Consider the following 16,557-nt stretch of genomic DNA (forward strand, 5'->3'; position numbering starts at 1 on the left):
GGCGGGGGGACCGAGGGGCCGCCTGGCGCACCCGCGGCCGCCGGGGCTGCTGAGCCAGGTGGTGCCATGCGGATACCGCATACCTCGCACCAGTCATCGGCCGCCGACTGGTGCCCATTCGGGCAGGTGGCCATCCGTGCTCCCCCTCACTCCTCTTGCTGCAACCGCGGCACTGCCGTGCCGCCTACTTCTTCACGCGCACCGTCTTGGTGGAACGCGTCTCCAGCGTCATCTCGTCCGCCTCAGCGACCTTAGCCTTCAATCGAACAGTACCGCTGGCCGCGTCGACAACATCCACGACCTTCGACAGCAGCTTCGCGGTGTCCTCGTTGCCCGACGCGCTTGCCAACTGTACGGCGCGGCCGAGCTTGGCCGTAGCCCCGTCCACATCGCCCGATTTGCGGTCGTCAAGGCCTGCTTGGATCACCTGCGCCAGCTCGGCCTGCCCGGTGTAGTGGGCGACCTGCGGGTTGATCCGGGTCGACGCCGCCATGTCGTCCGTCCACACGGCCCGGATCAGGCCCTGCGACAGCGTCACCGGGGTGCCGCCGTCGGGCTGCGGGAGGATCAGCGAGACCCGGGCCGCCAGCATCTCCTGGCCGACGCCGGCCGACGGGACCTCGACGCATACGTGATAGTCGCGGGACTCGTCGCCCCACGAGCCCGTCGGGTAGTCGCCGGCCCGGGGGCCCGCCTCCGTACGCCGGGAGGTGAGCTCCTCCACCGTCGGCGCCACCTGCTTGACGAACTTGATCTCCGAGCCCTGCGGGGTCCAGAGGCGCAGCGCGACGTCCGCGATCTCTTTGCCCATCGCGTTCTCCATCATCTGCGTGAAGTCCGCGGCCAGGCCGGTCGGGTCCGCGACGATGTCCGCCGTCCCGAGCAGCGCCGAGGCGATGCCGGTGACCTCCTTGACCTCCCAGTCGGTGCCCACGCCCCGCGCGTCGCAAGTGAAGCGCCCGGCGCAGGCGTTGAGGGTGTCGCGGAGGTCCTCGGGGGACTCGTGCTCGTTGCGGCCGTCGGTGAGCAGGATGCCGTGCCGTATCGACACATCCGCCGTCGCCAGGAGCTTGTCGGCCAGCTTCAGCCAGGTGCCGATCGCGGTGCCGCCGCCCGCGCTCAGCTTGCGCAGCGCTTCCTTCGCCTGGGTACGGGTCTGGGGTCCGGCCACCGAGAGTCGGCCGCCGCCGGGGAAGACCTCCTTGGCGATGTGGGTGCCGCCGACCACCGCGAACGACACCCCGTCCTTGATGGTGTCGATGGCGGCCGCCGTCGCGTCGCGGGCGTTGCGCATCTTGGTCGGCGGGTAGTCCATGGAGCCGGAGCAGTCCACCATGATCACGACGGCGGCATCGGAGCCGGCCGCGGAGAACGCCGCGCGGGCCGGGTCGGCCGCCGGCAGCGGAATGCCGCCGGTCGTGCCGCCGCCGGTGGAGGTGACGGTGACGATCGCGTTCACCTCGCGGCCGCCCTCGGGGAGGTACTCGTTCTGGTAGACCTCCACCGAGAACTCAGGCGCGTTGGACTTGGAGAAGTTGGCCATCTGTTCCGCTCCCCGAAGTTGCTCAATGGAACTTTGTAGACATGCTGACTCGGTCGGGCCTTAAGCCATGTCTGGAATCCTTGCCCGGACGTCGGCTGAGGGGAACGGCAGCACAGCGACCGTTACGTTGTCGTGGCCCCCTCCGTCAAGGGCGTGACCGACGAGCACCTGCGCCGAATGCAGCGGCCTGGTGCGGGCGTCGGCGGGCACGGCGGCGGCCATGTCGGCGGCGGCCTCGGCGTAATTCCACAGGCCGTCGGTGCAGACCAGCACGACGCCGGGGCCCTCCGGCTTGAACGACGCGGTGTGCGGGTCGATTTCATGCGCGTCGGCGCCCAGCCAGCCGGTGATCGCGTGCGCGCGGGCGTCGGCGTACGCGTCCGCCTCGCTCATCAGGTTCGCCGCCACCATCTGCGCGGCCCAGGAGTCGTCCTCGGTGAGCCGCGCGGCGGGGGCGGTGCGGTCGTCCGGGATCCAGTACGCGCGGGAGTCGCCGATCCAGCCGACGGTGAGGATGCCGTTCGCGATGACGCCGCTGACGATGGTGCAGGCCGGGGCGTTCTGATGGGCGCCGGCGATGCCGCCGGTGTCGGCGGCGAGGGCGGAGACGGCGTGCGCGGCGGCTACCAGGCCCTCGTGCATGGCCTGTTGGGGGTGCATGCCCAGCGGCAGGCTCGCGCCGAGCGACTTCCGCGCGGCGATGCTGGCGGCCTCCGAGGCCTCGTCCGGGCGGGACGCGGAGGAGACGCCGTCGCAGACGACCGCGATGACGGCGGAGCCACCGTCCGGGAGGTCGGCGGTGGACAGCGCGAAGGCGTCCTCGTTGCGGTGGTGGCGCAGGCCGCGGTCGCTGACGGCGGCCACGGCGGGAGCGTCGGCGCCGCCGAGCTCGCGCTCCACGTGGTCGCGCTCGCGCGGCTGCGCGTGGCCGCAGTTCTCGCAGTAGCCGTCGGCGTCGATGGTGCCGGTGCGGCAGGCGACGCAGTGCTTGACCTCGACGGTCTTGGCCTCCGCGGCGGCGGGATCCGGGGTGCCGAGCGCGGCGCGGGGGTCGCCGCTCTGCGCCGCCGCGGCCCGCGGGTCACCGCCCTGCGGCGGCTGGGCCGGCCCTTCGGTCTCGAATTCGTCGGCGCGGGTCTCGGACCCGAGCGGCTCCGCGAGCCGGTAGTGATCGGGGTCGGACTCGGGGGCGGCGAGGTGGAAGCCGTCCGACTCCGGGTCGCCGAGGGTGAAGTCGGCGAGGGTCTCGGGGTGATCGGGCACCGTGGGCGTCGCCGCCGCAGCGCCCGGGGCGCGCTCGTCGAACCGCACCGGCGGCTGCGCCGGCGGCGGGGGCGACGCGAGCGGCGGGGTGGCCTCACCAGCACGGGGGTCGGCCTCGCCGCCGACGGCGTCGGGCGCCCCGGCGGTACGGCCCTCGGGCCCCTCGGCCTCATCGCGGAACCACCCGGGCGGCAGCCCGGGATCGGCCGCCGCCGCGCCATTGGCGCCGCTCGCCGCGGCGGGCGTCGGCTCGGCGGGCTGCTCGGCGACCGTCAGGTCGCGGCCGCAGCCGCCGCAGAAGAGGTCGCCGGGCTCCAGCGGCTCCGCACAGGTGGGGCACGCCGACAGTTCGGGCAGCCGGGGGGTCTGCGCCATCAGTAGTTACCTCTCAGACCCAGGTCCGGGGACGGAAGCGGTTGGCCCGCTCGACCAGTTCGATCCTCTCCTCGCCCCGCTGCGCCAGTCGTGCCAGCATGCGGTACGAGCGTTCCAGGCCGAGCCGCAGGCCCTCCTCGTCCAGGCTGCTCCCGAGGAGTGCGTGCCGCGGCGCAGGCGCGCCGTGCGGTCCTGGCGGAGCGGCCCCCGCGCGCCCCGAGATGACCCAGTCGAGCGCGGAGCCGAGCACTTCCGTGGACAGCTTCTCGCGGTGCAGCGCGTCGAGGCCGAAGTCGAGCAGCCGCTCGACCTGCGCCGCCGACGCCTCCAGATCGGCGAGCAGCGCCTCCTGCGGGGCGCGCTCGCGCAGCCGGGCCCGTACGGCCGCGACCCGGGCCGCGGTGTAGTGGATCGACGACTCGGGAATCGACTCCAGCGCCCGCACCGCTCCCGAGCGGTCCGCCGACGCCAGCCGCACCCGGGCGAGCCCGAAGGCGGCGGAGACATAGGACTGGTCGGTGGACCACACCAGGCGGTAGTACTCGGCGGCGTTGTCCAGCTGGTTCAGCACCTCGGCGCAGATCGCGAGCGCCAGCTTCGGCGCCGGCTCGCCGGGGAAGGCGTCGTAGACCGCGTCGAAGGACAGCGCGGCGGTCTGCTGGTCGCCGGTGATGAGCGCGAGCAGGCCGCGGTACCAGACGATCCGCCAGTCGTCGGGGTGCTGCAGATCCAGCTCGGTCAGCGCCTGCCCGGCCGCCTGCAGCTCGCCGAGCTCCAACTGGGCCCGTACCCGGCGCAGCTGCACCTCGATGGACTCGGTGGGCGCGTTCGCCAGCGCGGCGCTGAGCTCCGCCGGGGCCGAGGCCATCAGGCCCGCGAGGAAGCCCGCGTTGGGGTCGGAGGGGCTGACCCGCGGCACCGGCAGCGCGAGCGCCGCGGCCCGCGCGTCGAGCGGCCGGGTGGCGGCGATCCGGGACGCCAGCGCCGGCTGGGTGCCGCCGGGCCCGGAGGGCAGCGCGCCCTGCGGCGCGCCGCCGGTCAGCTGATTCGGTACCGAACCGGGCGGCAGCGCCGCGCCGTTGGAGCCTCGGGCCGCCAGCTCCGCCTTGCTGAACGGACGCGCGCCGAGCCGCGAACTGGCCTCGGCCTCCTCCGCGAACAGCTGGTTGTCGACCACCCGCAGCTCGGCCCCGAAGAGCGTCGACAGCGTCGGCCGCGGCCGCCCGGTCTGCAGCGCCACGACCTCCCGCAGCACGCCGGTGAGCTGCTCCGACATCTCCTCGGCGGAGGCGAAGCGGCGCGCCGGGTCGGGGTCGGTGGCCCGGACCAGGAAGCGGTAGAAGGACTCGTAGCGGCTGAAGACGTCGATCGAGTCGGGGTCCGGGAGGCTGTCCACGAAGACGTTCGTGTAGCCCTGGAAGTCGAAGGTCAGGACCGCGAGGGTGCGCGCCACCGTGTACAGATCGGAGGCGATCGACGGGCCCAGCTCGGCGACCTCGGGGGCCTGGTAGCCCACCGTGCCGTAGATCGCGGACTCGTCGTCGTCCATCCGCCGGACCGCGCCCATGTCGATGAGCTTGAGCTGGTCGGCCTGCTGGATGGCGTTGTCGACCTTGAAGTCGCAGTAGAGCAGATTGCGGCTGTGCAGATGGCCCAGGGCGTCCAGGGCCTCCAGGGCGTACGCGCAGGCCACCTCCACCGGCAGCGGGTCGCGCTTGCCGTCGGGGGAGCGGCGCTCGTTGGCGATCTCCTTCATCGACTTGCCGCCGACGTACTCCATGACGATGTAGCCGTCGAGGGAGCCGGTCCGCTGGTCGAGGTGCTCGACGAAGTTGTAGATGCGGACGATGTTGGAGTGCTCGATCTCCGCCAGGAAGCGGCGCTCGGACACGGCGGCCGCGAGGGCGTCCTCATCTCCCGTATCGAGCAGGCCCTTGAGGACCACCCAGCGGTCGGACACGGCCCGGTCCACGGCGAGGTAGATCCAGCCGAGGCCGCCGTGCGCGAGGCAGCCGGCCACCTCGTACTGGCCGTGCACGACGTCGCCCGCCTGCAGCTTCGGCACGAAGGAGTACGGCTGGCCGCACTTGGTGCAGAAACCTTCAGTCCGGCCCGGCCGCCCGGCCCGCGAACGGCCCACCGGCGCCCCGCAGTCGCCCTTCGAGCAGTACCGCTTGCGCTCCGGCACCTCGGGGTTCTCCAGCACCGCGTCCCGCGGATCGGGCCGCGGCACCTCCGGCACCGTGACCAGCCCGGCGCCGAGCTTGCCGCGCCCGGACGACGCCGTGGTCGTACGGGAGGAGCGCACCGACACCGAGCGGCTGGACGCCGCGCCGGTGAGCGAGCGCGACAGCCGGCCGGAGACCGACCGGCGCGAGGACCGGGAGCTGCGCGAGGAGCGCGAGGAGGAACTGGAGCGCGAGGACGAGCTCGAGCTGCTCGACGAGCCCCGTTTGCCGTGCCCGGTCACCCCGGTCGGCGACGAGCCGATCAGCGCGTCGGGCGACACCACGGGGGCGAGCCCGCACGTGTCGCAGTACAGCTCGCCGCCGCCGACGTCCTCGTAGTGCCCTTCGCAGCCCGGCCGCTGGCACTTCTTGTCTTCGCTCACGTCACATCCCCCTGGGCTTGTCCACCGGCCCGTTAAGACTCTCCAGCGCGGCCTGCTGATAGCGCAGCACCGCATGCTCCGCCGCCACCAGATCGCACGGCGCCGACCACAGCATCCGCCGCGCCTTCTCGTACCGTTCGTGCAGCAGCGGGTCCTCGGCCAGGCCGTGCCGGGCCACCTTCGCCTTGTACGCGTCCAGCCGGCCGCGCAGCTCCGCCCGTACCGCCAGCGGGGCGGTGACCGCCGACAACTCCTCGCGGGCGCGGGTCAGTTCGTCCCCGGCCCGCTGCTCCAGCGACTCGAGCAGCGGGGAGAGGCGGTGCCACTGCGCGCTCCTGCGGTACTCCGCCGCGTTGGCCAGCTGCTCCTGCAGCGCCGTGGGCGGCCCGGAGACCGCAGGCACGTCGGAGGCCAGTATTTTCGCCAGCACCTCGCCGCGCGCCTGCCGCGCCTCGGCGAGGGTCCGGTCGGCGCGGGACAGGACGTCGCGCACCTCGATCAGCCGCTGCTCGGCGTCCTGCCGGACGTGCAGCACGGCCTCGATCTCCCGGCGTACGTCTTCGAGGGCCCGGGCCGCGGCGTCGTAACGCGCGGTGTCGGGCCGCCCGCCGCCGGGGGCCGAACTCGCCGAGCCCCGCGACCAGAAGGCGAGCGGGTCGCGGATCACCTCGGCCCGCAGGTCGGCGAGCTCGCCGGTGATCCGCTCCAGGTCGTCGCCCGCCGGGTGCTCCCGGGGCCGTACGCCCACCGAGTGCGCCAGCTGCCGGGTGCGCTGCAGCTCGGCGCCGAGCAGGTCGATACGGGCGGGCAGCGCCGACCACACCGAGTCGGCGGCCGCGATCACGTCGAGGGTCTCGGCGTACCGGGAGTTCATCCGGTCCACGAGCTCTTCCAGGCTGAGCCGCTCGGAGAGCTTCGCGGGGCCCGCGGTCAGGGTCGCGGGCGCGTCCGGGTTCGCCGCCGAGGCGGCGCCCGCGGCGATGGTGATGCCGTCGCCGCGCAGCAGGTCGGTGAGCTCGGCGAGCTCGCCGGAGCCCGGGGAGCGGCGGCGGGCGCGGATCTCGCGAGCGGCGGTCAGAGCGTCCGTATACGCGTCGAAATACGCCCAGAGCAGCGCGATGTGCTGCTCGGCCGCGGCCCAGCGCTCCTTGGTGACCCCGGTGAGCTCGGCGCCCTCCAGCAGCCGGCGGCCCGCGTGGTCCTGCAGGGCGAGCAGCGACGTCTCGATGGCCTCGTGTTCGGCGCCGAGCCTGGCCAGCGCGCGGTCCACCTCCTCCCGGCCCATCACGGGTCCGGCAGCCGCCGGGTCCGAAGCCCCCATTACGCCCCTCTCAGCTTCTTGCTCTTACTCGTCCTGCCCGCTTTGCGACGCACCTTGTCAGTCCCGGTACTTGGGCTCCGGCGGGGCCTTGATGCCCGGGAGGTCGGCCGCGAGCCACTTGCGGTACGCCTTCATCCAGTCGCTGTTGTCGCCGCCCTTGCGGTAGTCGGCGAGGACCTTGTTGATCCGCTTGACGAGGTCGTCGCTGCCCTTCTTCACTGCCACACCGTACGGCTCGTCGGTGAACCGGTCGCCTTCCAGGCTCATCGACGGGTCCTGCGCGGCCTGGCCGGCGGCGAGGGCGTTGTCGGTGACCACCGCGTCGGCCTCGCCGACCTGCACCCGGACCAGGCAGTCGAGCTGGTTGTCGACCGTCAGCACCTTGGCGCCCTTGACCTCTTTGTTCAGCGCCTCTTCGCCGGTGGACCCGGCGGCGGTGCAGACGGTCTTCCCGTCGAGGTCGTCCATGCCCTTGATGCCCGAGCCCTTGGGCGCCATCACCTGCTGGCCGCCGCGGAAGTACTCGGAGGAGAAGTCGACGTCCTCCAGCCGGTCGCAGTTGATCGTCATCGTACGGACGACGATGTCCACCTTTTCCTGCTGCAGCGCCGGAATGCGCTGGTTGGTGGGGATCGCGCGGAAGACCACTTTGGTCTCGTCGCCCAGGATCTGCTTGGCGATCGCGCGTGCGAGGTCGATGTCGAAGCCCTGCAGCCCTCCGTCGGTGGCGCGGTAACCCCAGCGGTAGCTGTTCTGGTCGACGCCGGCGATCAGCTGGCCGCGGTCCTGGATCCGGCGTACCGCATCGCCCTTCGCGCCTCCGTCCGGCTTCAGGCTGGCCTCCGCGGCCTGGCCGTCCTTGCACTCCTCGGTGGCCGCGGCAGGGGCCGCGTGGGTGGTCTGCGGAGCCCGGCGCTTGCCCTCGTCGGGGGCCTGGTGCAGCGCGGCGGGCAGCAGGGCCGCGGTGGCCGCGACGGCGACCGCCATCCCGGCGACACCGCCCCAGCCACGCACCCGCTTCCTTGGCCGCTTGTCCTTCGGTGTCATCAGTTCCACGCCCCCCATCACCGGTACTCCGACAGCCGGCGCCCGATGCCCAGCAGGGCGCCGAGGGCGCCGAGCAGGCCGAGCACTATCGCGCCCCACTGCAGGCCGGTGAAAGCGCCACGGCCGTCCTCTGCCGCCGCGCTGAACTCCGCCTGCTCGTGCGCGAGCGCCTTCGCCAGGAAGGAGTCGACCTTGTCGAAGGTCTCGCCGGTCGAATTCTCCTTGCCGATGGTCTTTTCAACCGCGCTGTTGTAGTTGCCGTCGTCGTCGGCGGCGCGAGCTGTCGCGTGCCGCTTCTGCCACTCGCGGGTCCAGTCGCCCGCCTTGTCCACCGGGGTCTGCCCCGCACCGTCGTCGGCGAGCCGCATCGCCTCGTGGAGCTGGCTGCCGGGCGCGGCGTCCTTCCCGCCCTTGCCCACGAGCTCGCTCATGCCCTTCTGGTAGCGCTTCTCGTACGCGTCGTTGCCCTTCTCGTCCAGGACGGCGCCGCGGGAGACGGAGGTGAGCGCCTCGTTCGCGCGGGCCTGCAGCGAGCCGATCCGGGCCTCGTTGAGCACCTGCAGCGACTGGGCGCCGTGCTCGTCCGACTCGGTCAGACCGCTGCGCGCGAAGGTGTGCCCCGCGGCCAGCCACAGCAGCACCACCGTGGTCGCGGCGGTGGCGATGATCAGGCCCTGATTGAAGACCCGGTTGGTACGGCGGTAGTTGCGGCGCTGCGCCCAGCCCAGCGCGCCGAGCGCGATGATGCCGGCGCCGAGCGCGAGGAACGGCCAGCTCTTCGCGGCGTTGTAGTCCTCGTCGAGCTGCTCGGTCTCGGTCTCGTAGAGCTTCTCGGCCGCCGGGAGCAGTTTCTCGGACATCTGCTTGTTGGCGTACCGGAGATAGGCGCCGCCGAGCGGGAGGCCCTGGCGGTTGTTCGCCCGGGCCTGCTCGACCAGGCCCGTGTAGTCGGCGAGGGTGTCGCTGATGATGGTGAGCTGCTTCTGGGCGGCCGACGAATCGTCGGTGTTGGCCGCGGCCTTCACCAGCAGCTTGGAGGCCCGGTCGATGTCCTGTTCGTACCGCTCGGTGACCTCGGCCGGCCACTGGCCGCCGGAGAGGAAGCCGGCCGCCGCCGTCGTGTCGGCGTCGGCGAGGGAGCGGTAGATGGACGCGGCGTCGCGGCTCAGCGGCTGGCTGCGCTCGACGACGGAGTCTGCCGCGGAGGCGCGGTCGGCGACCTGCCAGGCGGTGATCGCTGCGAACGCGACGACCAGCGCGGCCAGTACGGCACCGATGATCCTGAGGCGCCCCGGCTCGGTGCCGGCGGACGCCCGCACCCGGTCGAGGCCCTCGGCGAACGCGCTGCGGCGCGCGGGCTGGTGCCCGGGCGGCTGCGGCGTCTGTCCGGGCAGGCCATGTGCTCCCTGCGGCGGCTGCTGGCCGATGGCCGCGTAGCCGGCCACGGTCGAACGATCCGGCGGCGCCGCACTGCCGGCGGACGGCGGATATGACACGAGACCTCCCCCTGGGTCACTTGCTGTTCGCCCCGCGGGGGCGAGTTGGTGCACCGGAAGCAGTATGGCTGCCCCGGGTACCGGTGGCACAGGCATTGCCGGGATCTTGTTCGGATTGCGACCGAACAGCTTCAGGGCAGGTCGTCCGGACGGCGTCCGCGCGGTTCCTTCCTCTCCATCACGCGTGTGGCCCGTGATCGGTTCCGTATCGCTCAGGGAGCCGGCTTCCACTGCGCGACCAGGGCCAACAGCCCCGGGAAGCGGGCCTCGATGTCGTCCACGCGCAGCTGATTGCCGCGGGTCAGGCCGAATTGGCGCTGGCGGATCAGTCCCGCGTCGCGGAGCGTGCGGAAGTGGTGCGTAAGGGACGACTTGGGGCGGTCGATGCCGAACCAGCCGCAGGGGTGGTCGATGCGCTCGGCCTCCAGCAGCAGCTTGCGCACGACGTGCAGCCGCAGCGGGTCGCTGAGGGCGGCCATCACCGTCTCCAGGCGGAGCTCGTCGCGGGCGGGCTCGGGGAGGGGCTCGGGCAGGTCGGGGGTCTCGGTGAAGCTGCGGAATTCCGCGGTCGGCGTCTTCGTCGGCATCGGGCGGCTCTCCCTCCTAGTACGACTTGAATCGTACTACGGGATGCTGTACGAATTCTCTCGTACTGCTAGTGCGAGTTTTCTCGTACTAGGGACGGAACGATCCTGCCCTGGGGGCGCCGCATGTCCACCACTGTCCGTACGGAACGAGACGTCGCCGCCGTGGCGCCGGAGCCGCCCTCCCGCCGCTGGATGTGGCTCGCCGCCTGGCCCGTCGTCGCCGCGCTGGCGCTGTCCAACGAGCCCGCGCCGCTGTACGTGCTGTGGCAGGAGCGGCTCGGCTTCTCCGCGGCCACGCTGACGCTGATCTACGCCGGGTACATCGCCGGGCTGCTGCTCACGCTGACCGTCGCCGGTTCGCTGGCCGACCGGTACGGGCGGCGGCCTGTGCTGCTGCCCGGGCTCGCGCTCGGGGTGGTGGCATCGGCGCTCTTCGCGGTCGCGGACTCGGTGGCGGTGCTGGGGCTGGCGCGGGTGCTCAGCGGGATCTCGGTCGGGGCCTTCCTCGCGGCCGGGATGGCGGCGGTGGCGGATCTGGCGCCGGTGGGGGAGAAGAAGCTGGGCGGGCTGGTCGCGTCGGCGTCGATGGTGGGTGGTGCGGCGCTCGGGCCGCTGCTGGCCGGGGTGCTGTCGGAGGTGCTGCCGTATCCGACGGTGGCGGTGTTCGTGCTGCAGGTGGGGCTGTTGCTGGTGGCGTTGCCGGTGGTGCTGCGGATGCCGCTGCGATCCGGCCGTACGGCCGGTGGGGGTGCGCCGGCGGGTGGTACCGGTACCGCCGATCGTGCCGCTGCCGCGGGGCGGGTACTGCGGCTTCCCTCCGTGCCGCCGGAGCATCGCCGGGCGCTGCTGCTCAGCCTCGCTGTCTTCGCTCCGGCCATCGCGGCTACGGGATTTGTGCTGAGTCTCGGGCCCTCGCTGCTCGCGGAGCTGCTGCACACGGACAACCGGGCGGTGGCGGGTGGCACCATCTTTGTGCTCTTCGCGGCGGCCACGGGGATTCAGTTCGCGGTGCGCGGGCTGCGGGTGCGGGTGCTGTTCCGGCTGGGGGCGGTGCTGACGGTGGCCGGGATGGCGGCGCTGATCGCGGCGGTGGCGGTGACGTCCGTAGCGCTGCTGCTGGCGGCGGCCGTGCTGTCCGGTCTCGGGCAGGGCGCCTCGCAGCTGGGCGGTCTTTCGACGCTGGCTTCCGAGGTGCCGTCGGCTCGGCTGGCGGAGGCGAACGCGGCGCTGACGGCGGGCGGTTACTTCCTCGCCGGGGTGCTGCCGGTGGCGGCCGGGTATCTCAGTGACGCGGTGGGACTGACGGCGGGGACGACCGCCTTCGGAGTGGCGGTGGCGGTGCTGGCGACCGCGGGAGCGGTGGCCGCGACCGGGCGGCGGCGGAATGTCAGTGCCGCCTCGTAGGGTCACCCGCATGATCGCTGAACCCGATTTCGTGAGCACCACCCGCGCCTCGTACGACGCCATCGCCGGTGAGTACGTCGACTTCGCCCGCGGCGAGCTGGTCGCGAAGCCGCTGGAGCGCGCGGCGCTCGCCGCCTTCGCGGATCTCGTACGGGCCGCGGGCGGCGGGGTGGTCGCGGATGTGGGCTGCGGGACCGGGCGGATCACGGAGCATCTGGCCGGACTCGGGCTCGACATATTCGGCGTGGATCTCTCGCCGGGAATGCTGGCGGTCGCGCGGCAGGAGCACCCGGAGCTCCGGTTCCGGGAGGGCTCGATGCTGCGGCTGGGCGCGGACGGCGGGGCCGGGATACGGGACGGGGAGCTGGCGGGGCTCGTGGCGTGGTATTCGACCATCCACGTCCCCGACGCGGAACTGCCCACCGCCTTCGCCGAGTTCGCCCGGGTGCTGCGGCCGGGCGGGCATGCGGTGCTCGCGTTCCAGGTGGGGGACGAGCCGCTGCGGCTGAGCGAGGCCCTCGGCCACGAGGTCGAGCTGGACTTCCACCGGCGACAGCCGGAGGCGGTGGCCGGGCTGCTGGCCGAGGCGGGGCTGCCGGTGCGGGCGCGGGTGCTCAAGGAGCGGGACACGGAAGGGCCGTTCCCGGAGCGGACGTCGCAGGCGTTCCTGATCGCGCGTAAGGAGGGCTAGCGGCAGGCCGGTAGACGCGGAGGAGAGCTAGCCGCGGGCCCGGTAGAGGTCGCGGAGGAGGGCGATCTCGGCCATGTGGTGGATCAACTCGTAGTTGTTGCCCCACAGTGCCGAGATGAACGGCTCCTCGGGGTCGGAGCCGTACGGGTATTGCGAGAAGCCGACCGTGTCGAGCTGTTCGTCCGTGACCTGGCCGACGCTCTCCCGCCAGCGGTCGACCGTCGGCCAGAAGCGCTCCAGCGTGACCGCGGCGGACGGGCTGAAGTCCACCATCAGCTTCGGGTCCTGCTTGTGGTCGCCGAAGGTCCACTCCCAGGCGCCCGCGAACTGGTAGTGCAGGTGCGCGAGCCGCCACGCGATCGTCGTGACCGGCGTCTCGTCGGGCTCCGGCACGCCGGTGAAGGCGAGGACCTCCTCGACCCGCGCCGGGGTCACGCTCCACAGCCCGGCGATCTCCTCGACGGTCAGACCACTCGCGGCCTCCTCGGCCACCTGCGAGTACTCGCTCGCCGGAATGTCCGCCGCACCCAGGTCCATCACCCACTCGCCGGGACCGAACGCCCGCGGCGTCCGCACCTCGGCCCGGCGCCGCAGCGACCAGCAGCCGGCCACCGGCTCCCAGAGATACTCCTCGTCCCCGAGCCCGGTCAGCCGCACCTCCGCCTGCTCCCGGGCCTTGTCGAACTGGTCGAGCAGAATTCCCAGCCGGTCGGTTCGCATGAGCCGGGAGCGTAACGGCCGCCGCGGCACCCGGCGAACGGATTTCCGTACGCCCGGTGCCGTCGGCCCGCGGGGCTACTGCGGCGCCCGCTCCAGCACCACCACCGGAATGACGCGATTGCTCCGCGCCTCGTACGTCCGGTACACCGGCGCCAGCTCCGTCATCAGCCGCCACAACCGCTCCCGCTCCTCGCCCTCGGCGGTGCGGGCGCGGGCGGTGAAGCGGTCCGCGCGGATCTGGACCTGGACCTCCGGCTCGGCGACCAGGTTGAGGTACCACTGCGGGTGGGTGTGGGTGATCGCCGAACCGGAGCCGACGAGGATGTAGCGGCCGTCGTCCTCGCCGTAGAAGAGGCCGGTGCGGCGGAGCTGCCCGGTCTTGCGGCCACGGTGGGTGAGGACGAGGTTGGTGACGCCGCCCTCCAGGTGTCCGCTGGCGCCGTCGGTGGCGAGATAGCGCCGCACGTGTTCGGCGACCGAGGGGTCGGGGCTGTCGGTGACCTGCATGATTCGTCTCCTGTCCGCTCAGATTCCCGCTCGGATTCCCGCTCAGGCCGCCGACGGCGCGGCCGCCGGCAGTCCCTGCGCGAGACCGCCGTCCACGGCGAGCTCGACATTGGTGGTGAACGTGGCGTCCCCGGCCAGGAAGAGCGCGGCCGTCGCGATCTCCTCGGCCGTGCCGTGCCGCCCCAGCGGGGTGATGAGATCGCCCTCCCGCTCGAACTCCCGGCGCTCCTCGTCGCTCAGCCCGGGCACGCCCATCGTGGGCGTCTTGATGAAGCCGGGCGCGACCGCGTTCACCCGGATCCGCCGGGGCACCAGTTCGGCCGCGAGGACGTGGGCGAAGGCCCGTACCGCCTCCTTGGACGCCGAATAGGCGCTCAGGCCGGCGAAGGGGGCGTCATTGGCGACGGTGGTGAAGACGATGGACCCGCCGTCCGGGATCAGCGGCTCCAGCGCCTGGACGGTGAAGAAGGCGCCCTTGGTATTGACCGCGAAGTGCCGGTCCCAGTGCTCCTCGGTGACGTCCTGGAGCGCGCCGAGCTCCGCGTAGCCGTGGTTGACGAAGAGGTGGTCGACCCGGCCGAGCCGCTCCCTGGCGACCTCGGCGAGCGCCGCGATGTCGGCCGCGTCGGCGGCGTCGGACCGTACGACATGGGCGGCCCGGCCCTTCAGCTCGGCGCGCGCCGCCTCGTTGCTGGACTCGTTGCGGCCGGTGAGCACGACCTCGGCGCCCTCGTCGAGGAGCGCCTGGACGATGGCCAGACCCATGCCGTGCGTGCCGCCGGTGACGACGGCCTTCTTGCCTGCGAACTTCCCGCTCATGGTGCGCACTCCCTGGTCGGTGGTGACTGCTTGACCATGAAGATGCGCGAGGCCGCTTCGGATTCCCTTCGGGAAGGCTTCAGGCCTACTTTCGCGGCGCCGGCGGCGCCAGCGGCGAAGCCGCGACACCCTGCGGGGACGCGGGGTTGGCCAGCGCGGACGGCGCCGCGATCGCCGCGGAGGGGTCGTCCTCGTCCGTCACCGCGGGCTCCAGCGCCCCGCCGAGGATCCGGATGCCCGCCGCGTCCAGCGCCTTCTTGATCCGCCACCGCAGCTCGCGCTCGATGCCCAGCGACTTGCCCGGCATCGTCTTCGCGGACACCTGCACCACCACGGAGTCGAGCAGCACCTCGTCCAGGCCCAGCACCTCCACCGGGCCCCACAGCTGCTCGTCCCACGGGGACGCCTTGGCCAGGTCCTGGCCGACCGTCTCGATGATCTCCTGCGCCCGCTCGAGGTCCTCCTCGTAGCCGAGGCGTACGGAGACGGCCGCCGTCGACCAGCCCTGGCTGAGGTTGCCGATGCGCTTGACCTCGCCGTTGCGGATGTACCAGATGGCGCCGTTCGGGCCGCGCAGCTTCGTCACCCGCAGGCCGACCTCGACGACCGTGCCGGTGGCGACGCCGGCGTCGATCTCGTCGCCGACCCCGTACTGGTCCTCGAGGATCATGAACACGCCGGAGAGGAAGTCCGTGACCAGATTGCGCGCGCCGAAGCCGAGCGCGACGCCCGCGACGCCGGCCGAGGCCAGCAGCGGCGCCAGGCTGATGCCGAAGGCGCCGAGCACCATCAGCGCCGCCGTCCCCATGATCACGAAGGTGGCGACGCTGCGCAGCACGGACCCGATCGCCTCGGTGCGCTGCCGCCGCCGCTCGTTGTTGACCAGCAGGCCGCCCAGCGCGGTGTCGTCCATCGCCTCGGCGGTGCGGTTCATGCGCTGTATGAAGCGGGTGAGCAGCCGCCGCACCACGGACCGCAGCACCACCGCGATCACGATGATGAGGATGATCTTCAGGCCGTTGTTCAGCCAGCTCTCCCAGTTCGCGCCGAACCAGTCGGCGACCCCGCTCGCCTTCTGCTCGGCGGCGTCGAGCTTCTTGCCCGTATCGGTGGGATCGCTGGCTGACAAGAACACGAGGCTGGACCTTCCCTACGGCGAAACCCGGGCCGAACGGGCCCCGGGCGTCCCACCACAGTAGCCAAGCCGTGAGGCGTAACCGGTCGCAGAGCGGGGGATCATGCGTTTGGTGGGGGTCACATGGGTGCGAGCTGCGTCACGTTGCGTGCTCCGTTTACCTGGCCGTGGTGGCGCGATGCGCGGGTGCCGGGACACACTGTGACCACATCGTCCCGGCGCGAGCCACGCGCCGCCGGCGTAAAGGAGGCACCCGTGCCGCATGTCCTGATCCTGAATGCGTCGTACGAGCCGCTCGGCGTCGTACCGCTCCGCCGCGCGCTCGTCCTGGTCCTGAACGGCAAGGCCGTCACACTCGAGGATTCGGGCGCCTACCTGCACAGCGAGACAAGGGTCATAGCGGCGCCCAGCGTCGTACGACTCAAACGCTTCGTGCGGGTCCCCTACCGGGGGCCCGTTCCACTCACGCGCCGTGCGCTCTTCGCCCGCGACGGCGGCCGATGCGCGTATTGCGGGGGCGTCGCCACCAGCGTCGACCACGTCATCCCGCGCAGCCGCGGCGGCCAGCACCGCTGGGACAACGTGGTGGCCGCCTGCCGCCGCTGCAACCACGTCAAGGCCGACCGGCACATCGCGGAGATCGGCTGGCGGCTGCGCCATCAGCCGGCGCCGCCCTCCGGCCTCGCCTGGCGGATCATCGGCACGGGTCATAGGGATCCGCGCTGGCTGCCTTACCTGCAGCCATACGGCGCGGACGAGGCCTTGGCCCGGATCGACGGCATCTCTGCCTAGATCCGGGTCTTTGCGTTCTTCAGGCGTCTTCGATGCGTACGGGCCCGGCCCACCCTCCCGCGGTGGGCCGGGCCCGTCTTACGCCCCGGGCTGCACTCACTCGAAGCGCAGCTCCGCGGGCTGCAGCGTGCGGCGCAGCAGCGGCATGGTCGAGGCCGCCGCCAGCACCACCGCCGCCAGCACCACCAGCAGGGCCAGCGCCGGGAACAGCAGCGGCAGCCCGTTCCCCTGCCCCGCCCCTGTCTC

The 16,557-nt window shown here is 72.4% G+C and carries 15 protein-coding genes and 1 pseudogene; 4 read left to right on the top strand and 12 right to left on the bottom strand.

The window, feature by feature from the left end:
* The 4 genes and pseudogenes from G5C51_RS44400 to G5C51_RS44135 form a co-directional block, all read right to left on the bottom strand.
* Nucleotides 1-134 (bottom strand): annotated as a pseudogene (locus G5C51_RS44400) (FHA domain-containing protein); the annotation flags it as partial.
* A gap of 50 nt (nt 135-184) precedes the next feature.
* Nucleotides 185-1,543 carry a vWA domain-containing protein gene (locus tag G5C51_RS30155; RefSeq protein WP_165241832.1) on the bottom strand — a complete coding sequence of 453 codons (1,359 nt, stop codon included), beginning with the start codon at nt 1,541-1,543 and terminating at the stop codon, nt 185-187.
* A gap of 60 nt (nt 1,544-1,603) precedes the next feature.
* Complete coding sequence (locus G5C51_RS30160) at nt 1,604-3,181, bottom strand: PP2C family protein-serine/threonine phosphatase (protein WP_165241834.1); 1,578 nt, start codon at nt 3,179-3,181, stop codon at nt 1,604-1,606.
* Between the two features lie 13 nt (nt 3,182-3,194).
* Complete coding sequence (locus G5C51_RS44135; RefSeq protein WP_420824871.1) at nt 3,195-5,414, bottom strand: serine/threonine-protein kinase; 2,220 nt, start codon at nt 5,412-5,414, stop codon at nt 3,195-3,197.
* 10 nt (nt 5,415-5,424) lie between these two features.
* Here G5C51_RS44135 and G5C51_RS44350 point away from each other — a divergent pair, with 10 nt between their 5' ends.
* The gene (locus G5C51_RS44350) at nt 5,425-5,748 is read left to right on the top strand and encodes a hypothetical protein (RefSeq protein WP_420824872.1); all 324 of its coding nucleotides are present in this window, start codon (nt 5,425-5,427) and stop codon (nt 5,746-5,748) included.
* Nucleotides 5,749-5,793: 45 nt separating this feature from the next.
* Here G5C51_RS44350 and G5C51_RS30170 read toward each other — a convergent pair whose 3' ends face one another.
* The 4 genes from G5C51_RS30170 to G5C51_RS30185 form a co-directional block, all read right to left on the bottom strand.
* Entirely contained in the window at nt 5,794-7,113 is a 1,320-nt protein-coding gene (locus G5C51_RS30170; RefSeq protein ID WP_206314489.1) for a coiled-coil domain-containing protein, read from the bottom strand.
* Between the two features lie 57 nt (nt 7,114-7,170).
* Nucleotides 7,171-8,178 carry a glutamate ABC transporter substrate-binding protein gene (locus G5C51_RS30175; RefSeq protein ID WP_420824873.1) on the bottom strand — a complete coding sequence of 336 codons (1,008 nt, stop codon included), beginning with the start codon at nt 8,176-8,178 and terminating at the stop codon, nt 7,171-7,173.
* Nucleotides 8,178-9,656 (bottom strand): hypothetical protein, encoded by a 1,479-nt coding sequence (locus G5C51_RS30180; RefSeq protein WP_165241838.1) that lies wholly within the window; start codon nt 9,654-9,656, stop codon nt 8,178-8,180. The genes G5C51_RS30175 and G5C51_RS30180 overlap by 1 nt, the downstream gene beginning before the upstream one ends.
* 212 nt (nt 9,657-9,868) lie before the next feature.
* Nucleotides 9,869-10,243: a helix-turn-helix domain-containing protein gene (locus G5C51_RS30185; RefSeq protein ID WP_165241840.1), complete on the bottom strand. Its 375-nt coding sequence runs from the start codon at nt 10,241-10,243 to the stop codon at nt 9,869-9,871.
* A gap of 123 nt (nt 10,244-10,366) precedes the next feature.
* Here G5C51_RS30185 and G5C51_RS30190 point away from each other — a divergent pair, with 123 nt between their 5' ends.
* Entirely contained in the window at nt 10,367-11,647 is a 1,281-nt protein-coding gene (locus G5C51_RS30190) for an MFS transporter (RefSeq protein ID WP_165241842.1), read from the top strand.
* A gap of 10 nt (nt 11,648-11,657) precedes the next feature.
* Nucleotides 11,658-12,338: a class I SAM-dependent DNA methyltransferase gene (locus G5C51_RS30195; protein ID WP_206314490.1), complete on the top strand. Its 681-nt coding sequence runs from the start codon at nt 11,658-11,660 to the stop codon at nt 12,336-12,338.
* A 27-nt stretch (nt 12,339-12,365) separates the two neighbouring features.
* Here the strand turns inward: G5C51_RS30195 and G5C51_RS30200 are convergent, their stop codons facing one another.
* The 4 genes from G5C51_RS30200 to G5C51_RS30215 form a co-directional block, all read right to left on the bottom strand.
* Complete coding sequence (locus tag G5C51_RS30200) at nt 12,366-13,058, bottom strand: DinB family protein (protein WP_165241844.1); 693 nt, start codon at nt 13,056-13,058, stop codon at nt 12,366-12,368.
* Between the two features lie 75 nt (nt 13,059-13,133).
* The gene (locus G5C51_RS30205) at nt 13,134-13,565 is read right to left on the bottom strand and encodes a nitroreductase family deazaflavin-dependent oxidoreductase (RefSeq protein WP_165241846.1); all 432 of its coding nucleotides are present in this window, start codon (nt 13,563-13,565) and stop codon (nt 13,134-13,136) included.
* Between the two features lie 42 nt (nt 13,566-13,607).
* Nucleotides 13,608-14,384 carry an SDR family oxidoreductase gene (locus tag G5C51_RS30210; protein ID WP_165241848.1) on the bottom strand — a complete coding sequence of 259 codons (777 nt, stop codon included), beginning with the start codon at nt 14,382-14,384 and terminating at the stop codon, nt 13,608-13,610.
* An 85-nt stretch (nt 14,385-14,469) separates the two neighbouring features.
* On the bottom strand, nt 14,470-15,513 hold the full coding sequence (locus G5C51_RS30215; protein WP_206314491.1) for a mechanosensitive ion channel family protein: 1,044 nt from the start codon (nt 15,511-15,513) through the stop codon (nt 14,470-14,472).
* Between the two features lie 261 nt (nt 15,514-15,774).
* Between G5C51_RS30215 and G5C51_RS30220 the strand changes: the two genes are divergently transcribed.
* Complete coding sequence (locus G5C51_RS30220; protein ID WP_165241852.1) at nt 15,775-16,311, top strand: HNH endonuclease; 537 nt, start codon at nt 15,775-15,777, stop codon at nt 16,309-16,311.
* Nucleotides 16,312-16,557: the final 246 nt, after the last annotated feature.

Source organism: Streptomyces coryli (genome assembly GCF_011044975.1).
Lineage (GTDB): Bacteria > Actinomycetota > Actinomycetes > Streptomycetales > Streptomycetaceae > Streptomyces > Streptomyces coryli.